Source organism: Cytobacillus depressus (assembly GCF_008923245.1).
GTDB lineage: Bacteria > Bacillota > Bacilli > Bacillales > Cytobacillaceae > Cytobacillus > Cytobacillus depressus.
This window is the reverse complement of the sequence record NZ_WBOS01000002.1, coordinates 206,890-229,823: the sequence shown is the minus strand read 5'-3', so window position 1 is coordinate 229,823 and position 22,934 is coordinate 206,890. Positions and strand designations below refer to the sequence as shown.

At 37.0% G+C, this 22,934-nt stretch carries 24 protein-coding genes and 1 tRNA gene; 5 read left to right on the top strand and 20 right to left on the bottom strand.

Features of this window, described 5'->3' with window-relative positions:
* Positions 1 to 13: 13 nt before the first annotated feature.
* The 10 genes from F7731_RS06440 to F7731_RS06395 form a co-directional block, all read right to left on the bottom strand.
* Entirely contained in the window at positions 14 to 1,360 is a 1,347-nt protein-coding gene (locus F7731_RS06440) for an allantoinase (protein WP_151533945.1), read from the bottom strand.
* Positions 1,361 to 1,451: 91 nt separating this feature from the next.
* Positions 1,452 to 2,807 carry an allantoinase AllB gene (allB, locus tag F7731_RS06435; RefSeq protein WP_151533944.1) on the bottom strand — a complete coding sequence of 452 codons (1,356 nt, stop codon included), beginning with the start codon at positions 2,805 to 2,807 and terminating at the stop codon, positions 1,452 to 1,454.
* Between the two features lie 44 nt (positions 2,808 to 2,851).
* A complete protein-coding gene (gene allW, locus F7731_RS06430) occupies positions 2,852 to 4,318 on the bottom strand; it encodes an allantoin permease (RefSeq protein WP_151533943.1) in 1,467 nt (488 codons plus the stop codon).
* A 435-nt stretch (positions 4,319 to 4,753) separates the two neighbouring features.
* Positions 4,754 to 6,151: an NCS1 family transporter gene (locus F7731_RS06425; RefSeq protein ID WP_151533942.1), complete on the bottom strand. Its 1,398-nt coding sequence runs from the start codon at positions 6,149 to 6,151 to the stop codon at positions 4,754 to 4,756.
* A gap of 448 nt (positions 6,152 to 6,599) precedes the next feature.
* The gene (locus tag F7731_RS06420) at positions 6,600 to 6,980 is read right to left on the bottom strand and encodes a RidA family protein (RefSeq protein WP_151533941.1); all 381 of its coding nucleotides are present in this window, start codon (positions 6,978 to 6,980) and stop codon (positions 6,600 to 6,602) included.
* A 503-nt stretch (positions 6,981 to 7,483) separates the two neighbouring features.
* Positions 7,484 to 7,555 (bottom strand) — tRNA-Val (locus F7731_RS06415).
* 197 nt (positions 7,556 to 7,752) lie between these two features.
* The gene (locus F7731_RS06410; protein WP_151533940.1) at positions 7,753 to 8,403 is read right to left on the bottom strand and encodes an amino acid ABC transporter permease; all 651 of its coding nucleotides are present in this window, start codon (positions 8,401 to 8,403) and stop codon (positions 7,753 to 7,755) included.
* An 11-nt stretch (positions 8,404 to 8,414) separates the two neighbouring features.
* The gene (locus tag F7731_RS06405) at positions 8,415 to 9,068 is read right to left on the bottom strand and encodes an amino acid ABC transporter permease (RefSeq protein ID WP_151533939.1); all 654 of its coding nucleotides are present in this window, start codon (positions 9,066 to 9,068) and stop codon (positions 8,415 to 8,417) included.
* A 71-nt stretch (positions 9,069 to 9,139) separates the two neighbouring features.
* The gene (locus F7731_RS06400; RefSeq protein ID WP_151533938.1) at positions 9,140 to 9,964 is read right to left on the bottom strand and encodes a transporter substrate-binding domain-containing protein; all 825 of its coding nucleotides are present in this window, start codon (positions 9,962 to 9,964) and stop codon (positions 9,140 to 9,142) included.
* Between the two features lie 19 nt (positions 9,965 to 9,983).
* Entirely contained in the window at positions 9,984 to 10,712 is a 729-nt protein-coding gene (locus F7731_RS06395) for an amino acid ABC transporter ATP-binding protein (RefSeq protein ID WP_151533937.1), read from the bottom strand.
* Between the two features lie 272 nt (positions 10,713 to 10,984).
* On the opposite strand from F7731_RS06395, the gene F7731_RS06390 reads away from it, so the two are divergent.
* The 3 genes from F7731_RS06390 (at position 10,985) to F7731_RS06380 (ending at position 12,808) form a co-directional block, all read left to right on the top strand.
* Positions 10,985 to 11,710, top strand: a complete 726-nt coding sequence (locus F7731_RS06390; protein WP_246197145.1) for an alpha/beta hydrolase — start codon at positions 10,985 to 10,987, stop codon at positions 11,708 to 11,710.
* A gap of 153 nt (positions 11,711 to 11,863) precedes the next feature.
* A complete protein-coding gene (locus F7731_RS06385; protein ID WP_151533935.1) occupies positions 11,864 to 12,376 on the top strand; it encodes a YjcG family protein in 513 nt (170 codons plus the stop codon).
* A 9-nt stretch (positions 12,377 to 12,385) separates the two neighbouring features.
* On the top strand, positions 12,386 to 12,808 hold the full coding sequence (locus tag F7731_RS06380) for a GNAT family N-acetyltransferase (RefSeq protein WP_151533934.1): 423 nt from the start codon (positions 12,386 to 12,388) through the stop codon (positions 12,806 to 12,808).
* Between the two features lie 46 nt (positions 12,809 to 12,854).
* Here the strand turns inward: F7731_RS06380 and F7731_RS06375 are convergent, their stop codons facing one another.
* Entirely contained in the window at positions 12,855 to 13,124 is a 270-nt protein-coding gene (locus tag F7731_RS06375) for a hypothetical protein (RefSeq protein ID WP_151533933.1), read from the bottom strand.
* 192 nt (positions 13,125 to 13,316) lie between these two features.
* Here F7731_RS06375 and F7731_RS06370 point away from each other — a divergent pair, with 192 nt between their 5' ends.
* Entirely contained in the window at positions 13,317 to 15,614 is a 2,298-nt protein-coding gene (locus F7731_RS06370) for a UvrD-helicase domain-containing protein (protein WP_151533932.1), read from the top strand.
* Between the two features lie 48 nt (positions 15,615 to 15,662).
* Here the strand turns inward: F7731_RS06370 and spoVIF are convergent, their stop codons facing one another.
* The 7 genes from spoVIF to F7731_RS06335 all read right to left on the bottom strand — a co-directional run bounded on the left by spoVIF (position 15,663) and on the right by F7731_RS06335 (position 19,426).
* Positions 15,663 to 15,920 carry a sporulation-specific transcription regulator SpoVIF gene (spoVIF, locus tag F7731_RS06365; protein ID WP_151533931.1) on the bottom strand — a complete coding sequence of 86 codons (258 nt, stop codon included), beginning with the start codon at positions 15,918 to 15,920 and terminating at the stop codon, positions 15,663 to 15,665.
* A gap of 114 nt (positions 15,921 to 16,034) precedes the next feature.
* A complete protein-coding gene (locus tag F7731_RS06360) occupies positions 16,035 to 16,163 on the bottom strand; it encodes a YjcZ family sporulation protein (RefSeq protein ID WP_151533930.1) in 129 nt (42 codons plus the stop codon).
* 104 nt (positions 16,164 to 16,267) lie between these two features.
* Positions 16,268 to 16,624: a stage V sporulation protein AE gene (gene spoVAE / locus F7731_RS06355; protein WP_151533929.1), complete on the bottom strand. Its 357-nt coding sequence runs from the start codon at positions 16,622 to 16,624 to the stop codon at positions 16,268 to 16,270.
* 19 nt (positions 16,625 to 16,643) lie between these two features.
* Positions 16,644 to 17,663, bottom strand: a complete 1,020-nt coding sequence (gene spoVAD, locus F7731_RS06350; protein WP_151533928.1) for a stage V sporulation protein AD — start codon at positions 17,661 to 17,663, stop codon at positions 16,644 to 16,646.
* Positions 17,663 to 18,145 (bottom strand): stage V sporulation protein AC, encoded by a 483-nt coding sequence (gene spoVAC / locus F7731_RS06345; RefSeq protein WP_151533927.1) that lies wholly within the window; start codon positions 18,143 to 18,145, stop codon positions 17,663 to 17,665. Before spoVAC ends, spoVAD begins: the two co-directional genes overlap by 1 nt.
* A gap of 13 nt (positions 18,146 to 18,158) precedes the next feature.
* Positions 18,159 to 18,635, bottom strand: coding sequence for a sporulation protein (locus F7731_RS06340; RefSeq protein ID WP_151533926.1), 477 nt, complete (start codon positions 18,633 to 18,635; stop codon positions 18,159 to 18,161).
* 437 nt (positions 18,636 to 19,072) lie between these two features.
* Complete coding sequence (locus tag F7731_RS06335) at positions 19,073 to 19,426, bottom strand: DUF1360 domain-containing protein (protein WP_151533925.1); 354 nt, start codon at positions 19,424 to 19,426, stop codon at positions 19,073 to 19,075.
* A gap of 134 nt (positions 19,427 to 19,560) precedes the next feature.
* Here F7731_RS06335 and F7731_RS06330 point away from each other — a divergent pair, with 134 nt between their 5' ends.
* Positions 19,561 to 20,148 carry a CotY/CotZ family spore coat protein gene (locus tag F7731_RS06330; protein WP_151533924.1) on the top strand — a complete coding sequence of 196 codons (588 nt, stop codon included), beginning with the start codon at positions 19,561 to 19,563 and terminating at the stop codon, positions 20,146 to 20,148.
* A 63-nt stretch (positions 20,149 to 20,211) separates the two neighbouring features.
* Here the strand turns inward: F7731_RS06330 and F7731_RS06325 are convergent, their stop codons facing one another.
* Positions 20,212 to 20,799 carry a CotO family spore coat protein gene (locus F7731_RS06325; protein WP_151533923.1) on the bottom strand — a complete coding sequence of 196 codons (588 nt, stop codon included), beginning with the start codon at positions 20,797 to 20,799 and terminating at the stop codon, positions 20,212 to 20,214.
* Between the two features lie 227 nt (positions 20,800 to 21,026).
* Positions 21,027 to 22,889, bottom strand: a complete 1,863-nt coding sequence (locus F7731_RS06320; RefSeq protein WP_151533922.1) for a monovalent cation:proton antiporter family protein — start codon at positions 22,887 to 22,889, stop codon at positions 21,027 to 21,029.
* Positions 22,890 to 22,934 lie beyond the last annotated feature (45 nt).

Here is a 22,934-nt window from a genome sequence, read left to right as displayed (position 1 = left end):
GTTTTTTATTTACTTACGCATTCACTTTTCCTTCTGCAATAATCTTCCCATTTTCAAATACAATTTCACCATTAACAATAGTAGTTGTAACTTTTCCTTCGAAAGTCATACCAACATATGGTGAATGTTGATGACGATAGAATAGATCTTCATTCTTTAGTTCAAAGCTTTCATTCAAATTAACTATAGCTAAATCCGCATCATAGCCTGCTGCAATCATTCCCTTATTTGTAAGACCGAATAATTTAGCAGGGTTAGTCGCTGTTAATTCAACAATTTTCTCTAAAGGAAGATTACGTTTGAAATGTCCTTCAGTCAACATAATATTTAATGTTGATTGCGCACCAGAGATACCGCCCCAGCCTTCGAAATAGTTATCTGTAATTGTTTTCATAGATGCTGGTGCTGGCGAGTGGTCAGATGCGATGACATTAATTTCACCGTTCGCAACAGCCGCCCATAGATCTTCTACCTCATCTTCGTCTCTTAATGGAGGGCAGCATTTAGCCAATCCGCCTTTTTCTTCTAAATCTTTAACAGTTAATGCAAGATAGTGTGGGCAAGTTTCGACTGTAATATCGACGCCTCTTTGTTTTGCTTCTGTAATAACTTCTACTACTTTTCTGCTGCTCGCATGAACAACATGAAGCTTACAGCCAGTCGCTTCAGCATAAGAGATAATTCTTCTAACTGCTTCAATTTCAGAAATAATCGGTCTTGATTCTACAAAGTCTCTCGCAGAAGTTTTGCCTTGACTTTGCTTTTCTTTTGCAAGCTGATCACAAATTACTGTGCTTTCAGCATGAACAGCAAGTAAAGATCCGAAAGAAGCAATCTCTTTCATGCCTTTAAAAATCGTTTCATCGTCAACATGATTGAAATCTGCAATTCCACTTGGAGACATAAATGCCTTAAAGCCAATAACGCCGTTTTCGTGAAGCTCTTTAAGGTCAGCAATATTTTCAGGTACGAGACCGCCCCAGAAATAAGGATTAACGATTGATTTTTCTTCAGCACAAGCCTTTTTTAAATCTAAATTTGCTTTATTAATCGTTGGAGGCGTGCTGTTTAATGGCATATCGAAGAAAGATGTTGCGCCACCAGCAGCTAGACCTCTGCTTCCCGTTTCAAGACCTTCCCATTCTGTTCTTCCAGGCTCATTAAAATGAACATGTGTATCAATTAATCCAGGCAGAATATGTAGTCCTTCTGCATTGATTTCTTTCTCTGCAGCTACATCAATTGATTTACCAACAGATACTTCTTGAATTTTGCCATCCTTGATTGCAATATCACCTTGCACGATTGAATCGGCTGTTACAATAGTTCCGTTTTTAATAATTACATCGTAATTTGCCATATTTCTCTCCCCCAGATAATTTTTTAAACCCTTTGCCATTGTCGATCGCCGACAACAGCAAAGGGTTTTTATTCAAGGAACTTATTAGAAATTATTTAGCTGAAATCAGCTTTCCGATAGGGCTTCCAACAATTCCTTTTTCTAAATCGAAAACAACATTTCCGCGAACAATTGTTTTTGTTACACGGCAATCGATTTTTCTACCTTCATATGCACTATGTTTGTTTTTGTAGTAAAGATCTTCTCTCTTCACAACATATGATTGGTTAGGATCCACTAAAATAATGTCAGCATCTTTTGAAACGGCAATTTCACCTTTATAGGTAATATTAAAACGTTCCGCAGGGTTTGTTGCAATTAAATCAACAAACTTATGAACTGGTAAACCACGCTGTTTTACTGCTAAATCAAACATTAAATCGACATTATTCTGCGCGCCGCTAATTCCGCCCCATGCTTCCCAAAGATTTCCTTGCTTTAAGTCCTCAGTACAAGGCGAATGGTCAGATGTTAGCCAGTCGATATTACCGTTAAGCAGCTCGTCCCATAATTTTGCTTGATCTTCAGCTTTTCTAATTGGAGGCTGACATTTTGCTCTAGGACCAATTTCATCAACTTGTTCGGCAGTAAAGGCAAAATAGTGAGGGCATGATTCAACCGTTACATCTACACCTTCTGCACGTGCTTTCAAGATCGTCTGTATTGCCTCTGAAGTACTAATATGAACAAGATGCAATTTACAACCAGTCTCTTTAGCAAACAGAATCGCACGTTGAACAGCTTCTACTTCTGTAAAAACAGGGCGTGATTCAGCATATTCCACTCCTGAGTTTTTGCCTTCTCTCGCAAATTCTTTAGACAGTCCAGATGTAACCGATGGATTTTCCGCATGAATGCATAGCAGCTGATCTAATTCAGCTAATTTTTGCATGCCTTTATATAATGTGTAATCATCCACGTTTGTGAAATCCCCTGGCACATCGCTAGTGATATCAGATAAGAAACATTTAAATGCTAGGACACCCGCATCTGATAATTCTTTTAGCTTGTCTAGATTTTCTGGTACAAGACCACCGTAAAAAGCATAGTCAACATAGTTTTGATGAATAGCTGCTTCCAATTTAAGATCTAAAGCTTCTTTATTAATTGTTGCCGGAAGAGCATTAAGCGGCATTTCAACATAACTTGTTGTACCTCCAGCCGCTAATGATTTAGAGCCTGTTTCAAAGCCTTCCCATTCTGTACGACCAGGTTCACTTATATGAACATGTGTATCAATCATCCCCGGCATAACATATTGACCAGTTGCATCAATTACTTCCTTTGCATCACCTGTTATTTGCTCAGCAATGCAAGAAATCTTTTCATCTTTTATGCCAATATCAACTTTGTAAACCCCATCACGTAAAACAACATTACCGTTTTTAATTACTAAATCAAATGTCATACGAAAATCCCCTTTCAGTTAACGAGAGATGTCTTCTTTTTTAATTAACTATTTTCTTCATTTAGTTTTGGTGTCTTTTCAAACAAAGATCCTTTTAAATGCGGCCATTCAAGCAATGTGTAAAGAATAAATGCCGTAATGATACCAACAAACCAAGAAATATCATAAAGCGGTTTGAAGAATGGAACAAAATTACCAATCAGACAAAGAACACCTGCAACAATCGTTGTGATTATGGCATTTAAATTAAAACCATTTCTATAATTGTATTTTCCCTTTTTCTCGTATAACTCGTTTAAATCGAATTCTGTTTTTGTTACAACAAAATACTGAGCTAACATGATGCCTGTTACCGGAGCTAATATTCCGCCAACAATATTTAAGAAAGTGAAAATACTTGTTGCATTTTCCATCAACTTCCACGGCATAACGAGAATTCCAATGATTGCCGCAATGATAGCACCTAATCTGAAGGTAACTTTCTTTGGAAACAATGATGCTAATTGATAGCCAGCAGGAACAATATTTCCTGTTACGTTTACTGATAAAGTCGTTAAAGATAATGTAAGGACGGAAATAGCAACAGCAAATGTTCCATTAAAGCGAGCTACAACATCTAGTACGTTCCAAATTGGCGTTCCAAATGCGATTTCAGATCCTACAATAATCGCAATACTCGCTACTGCAAATAATAAATACGCTATAACGAGCCCAATTGTTTGTCCTATAGCTTGGGCCTTTGTAGACTTTGCCATTCTTGTGAAATCTGAAACGTTTACAATTGGAGCCGCCCAAGCAGCAACTACAGCTGTTACAGCAGCAAAGAACAATAAGATTTTATTACCTGCAACTCCATGGCCGGTATGAGCTAAAATTGGCCCGATTCCGCCTGCTAAGTTAATAGCCCAAATGGCCATACCGCCAAAAACGATGTATACAAGCGGTGAGAGAATATTTGAGAATTTCCCTAAAAAGCCCATTCCTCCAAAAATTAATGCAACATTAAATAACCAAAACAGTAAAAATGAAATTAAAGCGGATAGTGATAATCCAAGGAAGTTCCAGTCTCCGCCTAAAGTTAAATACGCTGGCCAAAGCTTGCCAATTAAGATTGATAACGCTTGGCTACCTGCGTAAGTCTGAAAACCGAACCACATAATGGCCGCAATAACTCCCCTTAATACTCCTGGAATCATTGCCCCTTTTGTTCCAAAGGATAGGCGAAGAAGCATCGCAAATGGCAAACCATATTTTGATCCCGCATGACCGTTAAGAACGAGCATTGCAGCAATAATCACGGAAGCAACTATAATGGCAGCAAAAACTTGACCAACAGACAATCCTAAAGCAAATAGACCGCCGATCGCAATATAGTTTGGAATGTTATGAACGGATCCCATCCAAACAGTAAAAAAGTTCCCGATGCCCCATTTTCTTTCCTGTTCTTTTGTTGGCAACACGTCTTCACTATAACCAGCAGCTTTATGCTGATCTCTATTAAATTGACCCAAAAGGATTTCCCCCTTCTATAATTAAAAAATAACCATTGAGACCTTTTTGTTTAAGTTCAAACGCCAATTGAACTTAATTTTTACTTTATTGTTCCCTATAAAAAAATTGTAATGAGGATCTTTGGTCCAATGTTTTAAAACAATATTTATAATCCCCGATTATTCTTTATAGCGATATCTGATCTGCCATGATTATTATACATTTTAACTAATAGAAGGTCCTTATGTTCATTAAACAAAATAACTATCACTTTTCATAAATCATGCATAAACATATATAAATTTATATTAATTTTGAACAACCATTTATGCACTTTGACCAAACGCAAAACAGGTTTGTAAAGCTGTTGCGACGAAATATAATGAATATTAAAAAAGATTGTACTACAGGAAACATCCTGTAATACAATCTTTTTCTCTCGTTTGAGAAGATAATTACTTTTCGAAAATAGTTCCTTTTTTGAAGCTTGAATCTTTAAATGCATATTTCGAGAGCAGATAGTAAGAGATACCAGCCACTACTACACCAATGATCCATGCAAGATCTACTAATAGGAATGCAGCACCTGCTCCGATAAACATTGCGATTAATCCCGCTGGATTAAAGCCTGCAAATGATCCATTCTCATCATATAAGTCCGCAACATCTACCTTTTGCTTCCTTAATATATAGTATTCGACTAAAAGAATCGCAATTACCGGTCCTAAGAATGCGGAATAGATAAGAATAAACATGTTAAGACCTTTAGCAGATGACTCTTGAATAAGCACCCACGGAAACGCACCTAGTGCAAGCAATCCTGTAATAGTTACAGAAGCTTTATACTTTAATTTCGTTAGTAATGTAATGACATATGCTGGCGGAATAATATTAGCAACCATATTTGTTGCAATAACACCAACTACAATAAATGCAGATACACCTAATGAGATATACGGATTATCGATAATCATCGGCAATGCTTTTGCAGGATTCGTAACACCAGTTACAGACGCAAGCATTGCTCCAATTACAATGACAAATCCATAAGCCAAAGTTATTGGAATAAAGTATAATGATCCCCGTTTCGCATTACTCATACCTGTTTTAAGCTCTCTAGAATAGTCTGCCGCACTTACAAAGATACCTGCATAATTACCAAGGAATACCATGATAAGTCCAAAGAACGGTAGACCCCATGAACCTTTTGACTGTACCCAGTTTTGTGCAATTTCCGCGCTATGGGATGATAGTAGAATCCCAAATACATAAATAAGTGCTAGCATGAAAATAATAGATGCTACTGTTTCTACCCATTTAATAGCATGGAAGCCAAATAGCGATAGTACAATTTGAACTAATTGAAGCACTACAAAACAAACTACAACATTATCAAAGGTTCCACCTGTAACAATCTTCGCAATTTCATTTAAGGCAGTTCCACCGATCCAGCTTTGAATCCCGTACCAAACAATTGCTGGAATCCCCCTTAATAGCGATGATATAATTGTACCTTTTATCCCAAAGGACATTCTAAGCTGTACAACATATGGAATTCCTTCTTTGTAGCCAAGACGATCATTTAGTGCAAAAACAGTTGAAATAATACCAATCGCAATAATAGCTGCTAAAATTGTCTGAAAGATATTTAACGTTGCCACTCCTGCTACAATTACACTAGCCCCAAGCGTCATATTACCTAGATTGACGCCGTCCCCAATCCACATAAAAATGTAATCTTTCGCTCTTACCGTTCTCCCCTTGGCGGTAGTCGGCATTAATGATTCATCGATCCCTGTTGTCTCTTGGATTTGTGTCGCAGTTGCATCAAGTGTTTCTATATTTGCAGACATAATCATACCCCTTTCGTATGCCGTTTTTACTAAGATTATTAACAAGTCCATTAACCCGAAGTGTACCTTACTGGTATCGTTTTCTCATCCCCTAATCGAAAACGTTTTCGGCGTTAATATGCTTTTATTATACAAAGCTTTTTAAACAAGGTCTTTATATCTATTAAACAAAAAAAACGAGTACAAGCTATATACGATGCATAAACAATTGTAAAATAACATTCCTTTTGAACAATCTTTTATACACTTTAAACAAATTGAATTAAATAGCATGTTATTTACTAATCAAAATCCAATAAGGAGAAGGATTGACGGTTTTGTTTATATTGATTGGTTTATGCGAATAACACAATTAATATACTCATTTTGTGCTATTAGGCTAATAAACAAGGTGGAAAACAGAGGAAAATAAAAAGGAGCGCCCCGATGGAACACTCCTTTTTATTTATTATGGTCTTTTGGCAATCATTTCAATTTCTACTTCAGCGCCAAGCGGAAGAGCTAAAACAGCTATACAAGTCCGAGCAGGAAATGGGCTAGAGAACTGTGTCGCGTATACTTCGTTCATAGCTGCAAAATTATTCATATTTGTTAGATACACATTTACTTTCACAACATCATCAGAAGTGAGGCCAGATGCCTCTAATACTTCATATAAGTTTTTGAAGCATTGCTTTGTTTGTTCGGCAATATCACCAGTCAAATCTTGCGCTGAAACGGAGTTCATTGCTGTTTGTCCTGAAAAATAAATAAATTCTCCCGCATCAATTGCATGTGAATATGGGCCTGATGCCGTTGCACTCTTTGCCTCGTAAGCTTTTCTTGTCATGATGATTCTCCTTTACTTCTATTATTAATATCCAATATTACTAAACCGACCAATTTACTTCAAGGAATATACATTTAGAGTCGTGCATGTATTCTTTATTCAATTTGATAATATGGCTCATTTTGCAATTATTTATTGTTGTATTAAGGCTTCGAAATTCGCCCGTTGATTTCCGCTGCGGGCACTTGCTTTCCGCAGGGAGGGACGGGAGCCTCCTCGGCGTTACCGCCTGTGGGGTCTCCCGCTTCCCTCTATTCCCGCAGGACATTGAATTAACATCCTTGAATGGACACCGCACGACAAAATGCGTATGCATTTTGGAGGAGTCAAGTGCCCTCCGCTCCAATCAACTCAGTAGTTAAATTAACTAATAAAGCAACAAACTTTTCAAAAACAACTTAACAGAGTTACTTTATTTGCGATGAAAAAGACCACTTCCGAAGAAGTGGTCTTTTATACGGAAACCCTTTGTTCCGAAGGGTTTCTACGGGTTTGGCACCCAATGATCTGAGAGGGATTTGAACCCCCGACCCCTACCCTGTCAAGGTAGTGTTCTCCCGCTGAACTATCAGATCGAATATTGAAGTATATATCTTATTATATTAATCTTGGACGAAATGTCAATCATTTTTTGATTCTTTTTTTCTTATACAGCCATTTTGCAAGAAAACAACTAATATAATCGACTTCTTATTAAGCTTTATTTATAGACAAATAGAAAACCGATTCTCTTATTTAATAAGAAAATCGGTACGGAGATAATTCAAAGATGTCATACTTGCCTACTTTCAAGTCTGCGAGCAATTAAAGACAGACCATAGTTAACAATAAAATACATACATGCTACCATAATAAAGATCGGAATAATATAGTTAACATTTTGAGCGTATATGATCTGCGCATTACGCATTAAATCTGGCAAGGCTATAACGACACATAATGAGGTGTCTTTCAATAATGAAATAAACTGACTAACGATCGGAGGCACCATTCTACGTAGAGCTTGCGGCATAATGATCCTTGTTAATGCTTGTGTATAAGTTAACCCCGACGACCTCGCCGCTTCCATTTGTCCCTTATCAATTGAATTCAAGCCACCTCTAACAATTTCAGATAGCATCGCTGATGTGAAAATCGTCAATGCCGTTATGGCTGCTACTGGTTTATCTAGCTTAATCCCTACTTCCGGAAGAGCGAAATAGGTAAAGAAAATGATTAATAAAAGTGGCGTATTCCTAGTGGCTTCTACAATGACTGCCACGATCTTAGAAATGACCGGGATTTTCGCATACCTTAATGTTCCTAATATGATTCCAATGATAAAGCTTAATACAATAGATATAAATGCAATATACAGTGTCATCATAAAGCCATCTGCGAGGAATTTTAAATGATCGACTTTGAGAGCTCCTGCAAAATCCATGGTTTCCCTCCTTAACGACTTCTAGCCAAACGTTTTTCAAGATAACCAACGCCAAGACTTAATGGGATGGTTAAAATGAGATAAAAAATGGCTACAAAAATATACACATCAAATACAATGAATGTGCGGGCTGAAACAAGATCACCGAAGTACATTAAATCTAAACCAGCGATCATTCCCAAAATCGAAGAGTTTTTCACTAGATTAATAAACTGGTTTCCAATCGGAGGTATAACAATTTTTATTGCTTGGGGCAAAATAATCGTGGTCATTGCTTGTATATAAGTAAGACCAGATGACCTTGCTGCCTCCATCTGTCCTTTTGGTACAGACTGTATTCCCGCTCGAACCGCCTCTGCAATAAAAGCGGCCGTATATATGGAAAGAGCAATTGTTCCTGCAACAAATCCAGTTAGAGTTAGACCAACTGCTGGAAGACCGACATAGAAGAAGAATGCGATAATAAGCAGTGGAATATTTCTTATAAATTCAACGAACGCAGTCCCAATCCAATTGAGTGGTTTAATTGGCGCAATTCTCATCACTGCTACAATAACCCCTAGAATAAAGCTTCCAATAAGCCCATAAATACTTGCGAATATTGTATTCTTGAAACCTTCTAAATACTGATCAAAGTTGTTTATAAGTATAGAAAAATCAATCAAGTTGATCTCCCCTCCTTTGTTAAAAGGTAGTCAGGATGAGCAGTATATGCCCATCCTGACATCATTTCTTATTAATGCTTTTTGATCCATTTGTTATGAATTTCTTCATATTTTCCGTTTTCTTTCATCTTCTTTAAAGCTTCATTAAGAGCATCAACTAATTCTGAACTACCTTTTTTAACAGCAATTCCGTATGGCTCCTCTGTAAATGTTCCGCCAACTAATTCAAAGTTTGAATCTTGGTCAGCCATTCCATAAAGAATAGAGTCATCCGTTGTTAGAGCATCTCCCTGCCCGGCTTTCAATGCAGTAAATGCTTCAGCGTAATTTTCATATTCTAAAACGGTTGTATCTGGAGCTGCTTCGCGAATATTGTTCGATGAAGTTGATCCTTTAACTGCAAGAACCTTCGTGCCTTTACCTAAGTCTTCAATTCCTTTGATAGCGCTTCCCTTTTTAACTAACAATGATTGTCCGGCATCAAAGTAGACGTCTGTAAAATCTACTTCTTTTTTACGGTCTTCTGTAATTGTCATTGTTGCAACAATCGCATCAATTTCGCCATTGTTTAACATTTGGATACGGGTTTTGGAAGTAACCTCTTTAAATTCAGCCTTATTCTCGTCGCCAAGAATTTCTTTCGCCAATTCTTTCGAAATATCAATATCAAAGCCTTCTACTTCCCCAGTACTTGGGTTCTTAAGTCCAAACAATCTCGTATCATGTTTAACTCCGAAAACAATTTTATCATTTTCTTTAATTTGCTCAAGAGCATTTTTAGCCCCTGAACCAGTCGTTTCTTTTCCTGTTTCATTGTCCTTGCTTCCGCATGCGGCAAGAAGCATCGATGTAGCTAGAAGAATACTTGCAAACTTTCTTTTTTTACCTTTAAACATAAAAATCCCCCTTTATTTTTTAATGATTTAATATACGGCTAAGGAAAACACGAGCTCTTTCTTCCTTTGGATTCGCATAAAACTCAGCCGGTACTCCCTGCTCAACAATTTGTCCTTGATCCATGAAGATAATTCGGTCCGCTACTTCTTTCGCAAAGCCCATTTCATGAGTAACGACAACCATGGTCATCCCTTCTTTTGCTAGCGTTTTCATAACATCGAGCACTTCGCCAACCATTTCGGGGTCTAGTGCAGATGTAGGCTCGTCAAAAAGCATGATTTCTGGTTTCATAGCGAGTCCCCTTGCAATGGCAACCCTTTGTTGCTGCCCTCCCGATAATTGGGATGGATAGGAATTTGCCTTGTCAGGTATTCCTACTTTCTCAAGGTAATACTTTGCAATATTCTCCGCTTCCTCTTTGGATTGTTTTAATACCATGGTTGGAGCGGTCGTAATGTTCTGAAGAACTGTTTTATGCGGATATAAATGGAAGTGTTGGAAGACCATTCCGATATTCCGCCTTAGTTCATTCAAATTCGTCTTCTTATCATTGACCTTCACGCCATTAACATGTAATTCTCCTTTGCTGATTGTTTCCAGACGGTTTATACAGCGAAGCATCGTACTTTTCCCTGAACCGGAGGGGCCGATAACAACGACCACTTCCCCTTTATTAATTTCTAGATTAATATTTTTAAGTACATGAAAGTCTCCGTAATATTTGTCTACAGAATCAAACCGTATCATACCATTCCTCCGTTATGACCTTTGTAATATGTATGTAACATATTAGCAAGTTATTAAAATTCACACAATTCCCCATTCGTTGAAAAGACATCCAATTCTAAATATAAGACTATATTACATATATTCAGATGATTAGTAAACAATTTCTAGTAAATTATCAAAATTTTTGTCGAATTATTAGCTAATACTACTTTCTTATTTTTTTTGGTTTTTAACTATATGTGGTATTATATTTTGATAAGCCTATCAATGATTAAATGGAGGGTTCACCAGTGGAAAGACCTAGAGGAACAATCAAAGATATTACATTTTCTAGTAAAGAGCTAGGCGAAGACATGCAGCTTTTAATATATTTACCACCATCTTTTTCTCCACTTTATAAGTATTCACTGCTTATTGCACAGGATGGCCGGGATTATTTTCAGCTGGGCCGCATCGGACGTTCGGCAGATGAGTTATTAGAAAAGCAAGAAATCGAAAATATCATTATTGTAGGAATTCCATATAAAAATGTTGAAGATCGCAGAAAGAAATATTATCCAAATGGAGATCAGTATCAGGCGTATATCCGTTTTCTTGCTCATGAGCTTGTGCCTTTTTTAGATGCTGAATTCCCAACTTACCAAATGGGGATGGGACGGGCTTTAATTGGCGATTCCCTTGGAGCAACAGTTTCTTTAATGGCAGCGATGAAGTACCCTCATACATTTGGCAAAGTTATTCTTCAATCTCCTATGGTGAATGAAGAGGTTCTTAAGACTGTTGAGAATGCAACTGGTCCCCATCTTCTTGAAATTTATCATGTAATCGGCAAAGAAGAGACTGTCGTTGAAACGACTACAAAAGAGGAAATGGATTTCTTAACACCAAATAGAAAATTATCAAAGTTATTTTCAGATAATAAATTCCCTTATTTTTATGATGAATTTGAAGGAAATCATACGTGGAAATACTGGCAGCCGGATGTTAAACGTGCACTGAAAATGATGTTTTCGTAAATTGATTGTTAAAGAAATGTGACTTTTTCCGTAATTTCATTTCTTATATACTTTATCGTTAGAAAATTTGTTATAATCATATAAATATTTTGTTTTTACCATTTTTTTTTATTTAATGGTCAACATTATAATTTTGATTATGGGGGTAATATGATGAAATTAGGTATTGTTATTTTTCCGTCCAAAAAAGTCCAGGATTTTGCTAACTCTTACCGAAAACGGTATGACCCAAATTATTCCTTAATTCCTCCACATATTACATTAAAGCCTGCATTCACTGTACCAGATGAAGGCATGGAACAGCTGACGATAAAATTAAATGAGATTTCAAATAGTAACAAACCATTTCAAATTCAATCAACTAAATTCAGTTCATTCAAGCCTGTTAACAATGTAATTTATTTAAAGATTGATTCCTGCGATGAACTAAGTGAGCTGCAAAAAAAATTAAATGAGACAATTGATATTGATAACCCTGAATATGCATTCGTTCCTCATATTTCCGTTGGACAAAAGCTTTCCGACGATGAGCACTCAGATGTATACGGAACATTAAGAATGAACCAGTTTAATCTTGAAGACACAGTTGATCGTTTCCATCTATTATATCAGCTGGAAAATGGATCATGGACTGTGTATGAAACATTTCGCCTCGGAAGGGAATAGAGATCAATTATGGAAGTTAAAGTAGTAAAAAACGAACAAGAATTACAAGACGCATTTTCCGTTCGAAAAACAGTATTTATCGAAGAACAGAAGGTTTCAGAAGAAGAAGAAATGGATCAATTCGATGATACAGCTGTTCATTTCGTTCAATATGACGGAAATCAACCAATTGGTGCCGGCAGATTCCGCACGATTGATCGTGTTGGAAAAGTTGAGAGAATTTGCGTAATAAAGGAAAAGCGCAAAACAGGCGCCGGGAAAGCCATCATGCAAAAAATTGAAGAATATGCTAAAAAACATGAAATTCCTGTATTAAAGCTCAATGCCCAAACACATGCCATCCCATTCTATAGCGGATTAGGCTATGAAATTATTTCCGAAGAATTTTTAGATGCAGGTATCCCTCATCGCACAATGCAAAAACTAATGTAAAAAACTTCTGTCTCTTTGACAGAAGTTTTTTTATTTTGACCAAAGTCTATGCATAGCTGCTGTAATTCTGACCAATACCTGTGATCTCTCCGTATACTCTGTCTATATGACTCATTGGCATTAGCTGAACTTTTGGGGCTGACTTTTTGTTGGAGTGAGGAGGAATTGTCTGCAAAATGTGCTCATTCTCGGGAGGATTAATAGTTGAATTAATTCGTTTTATTGGTACAAATCGATAGGGATCATATTTATTAAGCCTTTCCCTTTCTGCATAATGGCGATATTGATATTGGTTAACCGGTGCAATATATCCCACATAAATCCTCCTTTTTCTGTTTTTATCGCAGATTAACGGGCTGTAAGACTTCCACTGAATGAAGTTTCACTAATAGAATTACGTGAACATGTTGCCGTTTATGACCCATTTTTAGAAATATGTTACGTAAGGTTTTTATTTTTGATATGATAGAATTTGCTCTAATTAAAGGCAAAGTTGAGGATTACAAAGATGAAAACAGCGAAGTTAAATAATCAAATCATTAACATTGAAAAAATAAATAGAGAAACCTATCAATCCCTTTACGAAAATGGCAAAAAGGGAATTTTATATTGTTCTGATTGCGGCGAAAAAGTCCGTTTCTACATTGGCATTGAAAAGGAACCACATTTCTATCATATAAATATGCAAAATAAAACTTGTCTGGATCCTATTGATATCAAAGGTGAAAAATCTGAAGATGTAACACTTTACAAGGAACAAAATGGTTTTCGAATTCCAGTTTCCCGAACGATAACTGCCCTTAAAGAACCCGAAGCGCCTTTTAAAAAGGCCCAAGCTGTAAAGGTTACCAATCCATTTACCCCACCTATTCATATTCAAACGAACGCCCAAGCAAACTACTTACATGATTTAGCACAAGCTGGGATCTTGCTCGATAGTTATCAGACTCAAACTGTTACACATGTGGAAGGCTCACTTTTAGTTCTTGCGGGAGCAGGCAGCGGAAAAACTCGAGTTTTAACAGCAAGAACCGCCTATATGATTTGTGAGCACGGAATTGACCCTAAATCGATTATGCTCGTAACTTTTACAGCAAAGGCTGCAGCGGAAATGAAAAAGCGATTGTCTGCTTATCCAAAAATGGAACAAAGGAAAATCCAGCAAATAGTTTCGGGCACTTTCCATAGTCTGTTTTATCGTATACTCGTCTTCCATTCACCTGAGAAATGGGCGGCAAATAAACTATTGAGCAAAAGCTGGCAGCGGGATCAGCTCATCAAACAGGCTGGACGAGAGTTGAACTTAGATGAAAAGGAATTTGCCTATGACCTTGCCCTCCAGCAAATTGGATTTTGGAAAAATTCGATGTTATCTCCGGAAATGGTAAGGCCGGAATCTGCTTGGGAGGAGCAAGTGGCTCTTTTATACAATCATTATGAACAAGCAAAGGAAAAAGATGAATTATTTGATTTTGATGATATGCTTCTAGGCTGCTATGAGTTATTTAAAAATGAGCCTGCCATTCTTTCCAGGTATCAAAATCGCTTTCAATATTTTTTAATTGATGAGTTTCAAGATATTAATAAAGTTCAGTATGAATTAATTAAGATGATGTCTGCGCAGACAGAGAATGTATGTGCAGTCGGGGATGATGATCAGTCTATATATGCATTTCGAGGGAGCAACCCACAATACCTTCTTGATTTCAAAATTGATTTTCCGCAAGGAGACATCGTGACATTAAGCAATAACTATCGATCATCTCATGAAATTGTATCGACTGCCAATACAGTCATTTCTCAAAATAAAAAGCGTCATCTTAAAAAAATGGAGGCACAGTTTACCGGAGAGAAGCCTCCCGTGCTTTTTTATCCATATGATGAAGAAGAGGAAGCAACAGCCATTGTTACTGATATTCATGAGAAAATTACAACAGGCTTCGAACCGATGGATTTCGCCATTTTATTCAGAACGAATACAGGAAGTCGTGCTGTTTTCGAACGTTTAGCTAATTCTAGCCTCCCTTTCCGAATCGAACAGGATGCCGAATCCTTTTATGATCGCTTTATTATTAAGAGCATGCTTTCGTTTTTACAATTATCACTAAATGAAGATGATCAAAATGCCATTAAAAATATCCTTCCTGCACTGTTCGTCAAGCAAACGGTTATACAAGATTTGAAGGCAGAAAGCATTTTAAAGGACTGCTCATTACTTGAATGTTTAAAATATATAAAAACAGGATTTGCCTTTCAAGAAAGCAAATTAAAAAAAGTTATATCGGTTACCCGTTCATTAGCTGGAAAGTCCCCTGTCTTTGCGATTGAAATGATTGAAAAGGAACTTGGTTTTCAAGACTTTATCAAAAAGCGCGGCGGCGATGGCAATAAAATGGAGAAAGGTTCCGATGACCTGAAAGACTTAAAGGTTGCCGCTAAAAACTTTGCAACTATTGAGGAGCTTTTAAACCATGCCGACCATATGAGGGCAATGAATAAGGAAATGAAGGAATGGAGTAAAAATAATTCGAATGCAATTACATTAAGTACGATACACCGTGCGAAAGGGCTAGAATATAAAGTAGTTTATATTATCGGCGCCGTTGATGGCAGTTTGCCTCACGATTATGCATTAGATGCGTATCGTAATGGTGATTTTTCATCATTAGAAGAAGAACGAAGGCTTTTGTATGTAGCGATTACAAGATCGATGGATTTTTTATACATCTCTGTTCCTGGGAATAGGCGTGGAAGACAAGCCTATCCTTCAAGATTCCTCTCTTCTATTGCTAAACAAACATTTTGAATAACGAATGAAGGACCTGGTTATATACCGGGTCCCCCTTATTCCTTTTTATTTCTTATTATTGATCATTTCTGAAATGGTGCTGAAATCAAGTTGTTTCCCGTCATTAATGATTGATTTTACAATTTGGTCTTCCATTTCTTTTGGCACTGGTCTATTAGCTATTTGTGAAACTCTTCTAATAACGCCTCTTACAGTTTTTTCATCTTTGAAGTTTGCATTTTGCAATGAATTGGCTAAATCAAACACATCTTTCATATTCACGCCTGTTTTCTGTTCAATATTTTTAAAGAAATTATTATCCATTTAAAGATCACGCCCCTTCATAAGCTACTGTATATAGTATGAGAGTGGGCATAAAATGTGAAAGAAAAAACAGGCAAATATTACTCCATAACATTCACCTGTTATTTCAGATAATTAGCAACTAATACAACTCATTCCAACAATGATTAATAAGATAAACAATACAACGATTAAAACGAAAGGCGATCCGAATCCTCCACCGAATCCTCCGCCGAATCCACAGCCACCGAAACCAAAGCACATACCTACTCACCTCACTTTGTTTATTCTTTTATACAATATGTAAGAAAATAACATGATGTGTAGGCAAGCCCCTAGCTTCGTCCCATTTTTATATTTTTTTGTTATTAGCCTTTAGGTCTAAAGATTAGTGCACCGATAAATCCGAATATGATAGCAGCGGAAATACCTGAACTTGTTACTTCAAACATACCGGTCAAAACTCCAATAATACCATGCTTTTCCGCTTCATTTAATGCTCCATGAACAAGGGAGTTTCCAAAGCTTGTAATTGGTATAGTTACACCTGCTCCAGCAAAATCAATTAACGGTTCATAAAGACCAAATCCATCTAAAACAGAACCCACTACAACAAGGAGGCTTAACGTATGTCCGGGTGTTAATTTAGCAACATCAAATAACAATTGGCCAATGACACAAATAAATCCCCCTACGACAAATGCCCAAAAAAACATTGGCAGCATTTACCTATTCCTCCCCTCATTAGTCATTCATCTCAATTGAAACAGCATGAGCAATACATGGAATGCTTTCATTTTGCTGGAAGGTCAATGGAGATAAAAGTGCACCCGTTGCAACAACAAGAATTCGTCTATAAACACCTAGTTTCATTTGATTAAGCAAATGCCCGTACAAGACTGTCGCTGAACACCCTGCTCCGCTTCCACCAGATCTTACTGGCTGATCCTCTTTATAAATCATCAGTCCGCAATCTTGAAATTTATCCTTCTCAATCTTTAAACCCGCGTTTGTCAAAAGCTCATAAGTTGTACTTTGTCCAATCTGCCCCAAATCTCCTGTTACAATTAAGTCATAGTAGGATGGATCTAATTGTAAATCTTTAAAATGGGCTTTTATCGTTTCTGCTGCAGCAGGAGCCATCGCACCTCCCATATTAAATGGATCTGTGATTCCCATATCAACAACTTTTCCGATTGTCGCCGAAGTCGTATATGGAAGATTTTCGTGGGTCCCTTCATTTACTTTGACTAGAGCCATTCCCGCTCCTGTAATTGTCCATTGAGCTGTTGGCGGCTTTTGCCCACCATATTCAGTCGGATATCTAAACTGCCGTTCCGCAGCAGCATTATGGCTCGCTGCCCCTGTCAAAATATATTTAGCTCCATGGTTATTAATAATGAATGAGGCAAGGGCCAGTCCTTCCATCGAAGTGGAGCAAGCTCCAAAAATTCCAAAGTAAGGAATCTGATTTGTTCTTGCACTAAAGCTTGTCGGAGTTATTTGATTAATTAAGTCACCTGCAATATAGAAATGAACATCAGACTCTTGAAGATTGATTTTTTTTAAAGCAAATTCACAAGCCTCCTCAATTAATACTCGATGGGCCTTTTCGTATGAATCCTGCCCCATCCATAAATCATCATGAAGAATATCAAAATCATTGGCGAGCTTCCCATTGGCTTCAAACGGTCCACCAGAAACGCCAGTTGCTGCTATAATAGGGCGATTCTGAAATACCCAAGATTGCTTTCCTTTCAGCATCACAAAACACCCCATTGAATTAATATCGTTTTAATTAATGCAACAACGAATGCTGAAAATACCCCGAATAAAATGACTGAGCCTGCGAGCTTAAACATATTTCCTCCTACACCGAGAACAAAGCCTTCTGTTTTATGTTCAATCGCCGCAGAAATAACGGCATTTCCGAATCCTGTTACAGGGACTGCGGTACCCGCCCCGCCGTATTGAGCGATATGATCATAAATTCCAAAACCAGTTAAAAGCATAGACAAGAACACCATTGTCGCAACAGTAGGATTCCCGGCTGTTTTTTCAGTAAAATTAAAAAAGTATATGTAGAAATAGGAAATTGCCTGGCCAATTGCACAAATGACCCCCCCTACCCAAAAAGCTCTTAGGCAGTTTATTAAAATGGGGCGTTTTAGCTCATGCTTTTGCTGGAGGGTTTGGTATTTTACTTGCTCTGGTGTGAGTTTTTGCATTTGTTGTTTCTTCCCCATAATTTTCTCCTTTCTATGTCATTTCTTGTTTTAGCTTGATAATATCCTTCAATTCCTTATTGGCCTTTTCATTTGAAAAATCAGGGTCTTTCATTTTTTCATTCAGCTTGACTGCTTCAAGAAAAATTTTATAATCGCTTGAAACTGTAAATTTTTCATCAGGATATTTTTTTTCTAATTTGTCATTTAATTTTTTTTCAATTTTTTTCATTTGAAATCGGTATCGGTGTTTCACTTTATAGGCCACTAATATATCTTTCTTTCCTTTGACAATTGCAACATCATATAATTCTTTCATGTCAGTCACATCTTTTTTAATTCTTTCCATTAAATCAAGATTCGCTCTTGTATTTTTTTCTAAAAGCGCTGGACTTGGATTGGTTGTTTGAATTAAAGCAAGCTCACTCTCTTTTGGCCCGTCCTTTCCCATTCCGCATCCGGTCAGTCCAGCTCCTAAGATGATCATTAAAATAAAAAGTGTTGTCCTCATAAACTTCCCTTCCTCAATCGATCTTCAAATTTACTTGCTTTATCATCCATACATGTCTTTCATATTGTCCTCGAAAAAAAGTAAAATTATGAATGAACGTTAAAATACTTAATTAGCCAAATTATGGAATCTGATTTCAAAAGAAAACAGCCGGTTCTCCCGACTGTTATTCCTTGGTTTTCTTCGTTTTATTTCCACATCCACAATCTTTTTTCTTCTTAGGAGTTTGAGTCGTTTGAACCTTTGTAGGATATGAATATTTTTTGTACATATCGGAATCACTCCTTTTTCATTATATGTTCTTTCGCACTAGAGCTTGCATTAATGCAAAAGAAAGAACTTCAAAATAAACCTCTTCATATAATGTATGATGGATTGCTGAGCTTGTGTAATCAGAAGCCTACAGGAAGAATTTGATATTCTAAAAAAATTATTGTTTATTCGTTTATAAACTTCTGTACAACCGTTTCAATGATTGCTGCAATGCCAGCCACGGCTAAAATCACGATGATAGGAATTACTTTGGGAAAGTAAATAAAAACAATATATAGAAATAAAGTTGACCAAATTCCTGTACACCAATAACAGCTAAGCAGATCTCCTAAAAATCCGCGAATGCCCCCTTTTTTGGGGATTAAATAAATTTCACTTTCGCCGTCATTATTTTTTTCTTCAATTTCATCAAAAAATGGACTCCGCAAAAATTCCGTAATTTTATCGTAGACCACTAACCTTGTTAGTCGAAAGCTTGCCAAGGCTAGTATCATTAGCTCACTTAATGTTATTTCCATTAAAAGCATCACCTTTCATAAAAAAAATGCCTATTTTTTAATAAAACAAGGCGTTTGTCCGTAACCCATAGGGCACTTCGGCAATATGTTATTAGTGTAGTATCACAAGAATTAAACTAAGGAGGAAACTAAACATGAGTTGTGGAAAAAATGACGACTTCAAAGGGCATATGAACTGTGTATGCCAAGTAGTCCGTGCGATAAAAGATATCCAAGACCATCAATCCGACCCGGATTGCGGATGTCCTTCCAACTGCTTTTTAGAGCCGCTTGGAGCCATCTCGCCTTCTAGCAGAAGACAAAGCCGCCCGGATACACGCGTAATCGTTCTAAGCTCAGATGACGGCACGCCATTCCATGCATTTTTTAAAGGAACTATGCAAATGCAAGGTCAAGGTCAAGGAGACAACAAAAAAAACAACGGTTGCGTATCAATCTTCTTCCGTGTTGAAGATGTTTTTGACAACTGCTGCGCAGTTCTTCGAGTCCTAGAACCGGTAAAAATAAAAGGTGGGGATAATAAAGGGCAGCAAGGGAACCAAGTGAACCAAATGATGCAAAATGCTCAAACAGTAAACATGGTGAAAGATGGAACCATGGACTTATCAGCAGTTTGCGAAGTAGACTTTTTCCGCAGAACTAATGATTGCGTTACAGTTGACCTAAAATGCTTCTGTGCTGTACAGTGTATCGCTGACGTAGATTTAGATGTCTGTGAATAAAAATAAATGTAAAAAAAGCCAGTCATTCTTATCGGCTGGCTATTTTTATGGAAATTTTAGTTTTTAATTATTTTTTCTTAGCCCGATCATTCTTACTTCTATGATTGATGGTATTTTGAGTGTATTTGTTTTTCCATCAAATGACTTTATTTTAATCGCATCCTCCGTTTTTTCAACTAATATTCCTCTGAAGGCTCCTCCCTCTGTTTCAAATACACATGGCACTGGCGGAAGCTGCTTCGGAAACTCAACTAAATAATTTAGCTTTTCAAGCGTATCCATTTCTTTAAAGCTCTTTAGACGTTTGAAGCTTGGGCTAGGCATTCTTTTAAAATGTGAAACAAAAGGAGATTCATCTTCCACTACTTTTTCAGCTTCGTAATTTTCAATTATCTCTGTCGCCTTATCGCTGTCTATTATTTCTTCAATAACTTGATTTTCTGGGATATCATTCAGTTTTATTTCCTCCAGCTTTTCTTCTTTTGTTTCTTTTTTTATTTCTTTTTCTTTCGTCATTTGAGCTTCAGGTTCGGCCTTGCTTTGCTTTTTTGCCACTTTCGTGGAGAAAAACTCCTGCATATTAGCTTGCTGAACTTTTCCACTGGGTTGTGAAATATGAAAAAAAGGGTCTTTTAGTTTCTTTTTTTGCATGTTCTATACCTCCAAATACATAAGGGTTCAATTTATATGTATGCATTGGAAGTATATACGTTTCCCAAAATGACTAAAAAAGCTTTATTAAGCATAACTTTTGAATTCCGTAACAGGCACTCGCATTCCGCTCCAATCAACAAAGTGCACAAAAAATACCTGCTTCTAATTGCGAAGCAGGTATTGAATAAATTTATTAATTGTAGTTAACGATAGTCAACATGAATTTAACACCATTCACAAAACTCTAATTCGCGCTTTAGTTCATCGACATATTCCTTCGTTCCAGTAACAATGAGACGATCATTCTTTTGCAGCTCGGTTTCTCCGTGGGGAACAATAGAATCATGCCCCCTGAATATTCGTACAAAGATGACATCCCCTGTAAAAGGAAACCTTCTCAAAGTCATGCCAGTGAATTGATCATTTAGGAGCTTAATTTCATACAGAGCATTATCTTGATTTGTCAAAATATTCATCACACTTGGGGTCTCGATTAATGCTCTTAACAATGTCTTTTGCGACAATAGCAGAGAGAAAACTTCGATATTATGTTCCTTAATACTTTCCTGTAAATCAGGGCTTTCAAGCCGGCAAATAACGCGTTCTGCTCCTTGCTCCTTAACAGCAATTGCCAATGTCGCATTCAGCTCTTCATCCCCTGTGGAAATGACGACAATATCAGCTTTATGAATATTCTGATCTATCAAAGTTTCAATCGAATAATGTTCCAACTCCACTATATCAAACAATGAGTCTGCAATATTTTTATCTGCTTTTTCTTGTTTTTTATGATAAAGAGTCGTCTTGTATAGATGCGAATTTAGCTCACGATAAACTGGAAGGGTTAGCTGATTAGCTCCGATAAATGCAACATTAATTGACCTTTCCGCAACAGCTTCTCTTGGGAATAATTTTTTAAATACAACTGGTGTGAATACACTCGTAATGACAGCAACAAGGATTAATGTTCCGGTCATTTCAGCAGTAATGACACCAATTCTTTCTCCAATCGTCGCGGAGGCAATAACTAAAGAAAGGGTCGATGTTAATAAAAATCCCGAAGCAAAGACTGTTTTCACATCGTACCATCGCTTTAACAAGTATACAGGAAGCAGCTTGGAAATAAGTAAAGCAATAAGCAATAACGGGATTAACATTAACATTTTTTTGTCGCTAAGTAACGTCCATATATTTAAATCAACACCGACCATGACAAAAAAGATCGGAATTAAAAATCCATATCCAAAAGAATCTAGCTTATGAATCATTTCTTGATTCGGTGCAAGCAATGAAACGAGCACACCCGCTAGAAACGCACCTAAAATATTTTCTGCCCCCACTGATTCAGATACGGCTACAAGAACGATAATTAGTGTGAAGACAGCTCTCGTTCCTATTTGGACGGTGCCGGTCGACATCGCCTCAACAAATTTACGATTTTTGAATCTCCTGCCGACGAAATATAAGATGACTCCAGCCGCAAAAAGGATGAGTAGTAGCCATAAGTTACCTTCCCCGCCATCATATAAAGAAACAAAGACAGCTAATAATATCATGGTAACTAAATCAGCAATAACAGCAATGAGCAAAATGATTTGCCCAATGGTTGTTTTCATTAAATGGGCTTCTTTTAATGTCGGAACAACAACGCCGAGAGAGATCGTAGAAATGATTAATGTCATTAAGAACGCATTATCTATAAATCCCGCCAGTACAAATAAATAAGAAAGTCCTAATGAAACTAGGAAAATTCCAGCAAATACGACTGACGAAACGCCAAAGGAATTAGGCTCCAATTTCCCGCTCGGCAGCTTTTCTCGCTTTTTCTTACCTGAGAAAGCTGTAAAATCAATTTCCAGTCCACTAAGAAACATGAGAAATATAAAGCCTAAAGTGGAGAGCGTCTCAAGCCACATGTCCGGATGCACAAGATCAAAACCACTTTTTCCTATAATTAGCCCCATCAATATTTCGGCAACAACGACTGGAATAAAGTTTAGCTTTAAACGATGCAATAAAATTGGCGTTAAAAAGGCGATCATAATAACAATGACAAGAGAAGTTACCGAAAAGCCGTGTTCTTCCATCTAATTCCCCCTTCACTTATATTATTGTCCACCCCAAAAACATAA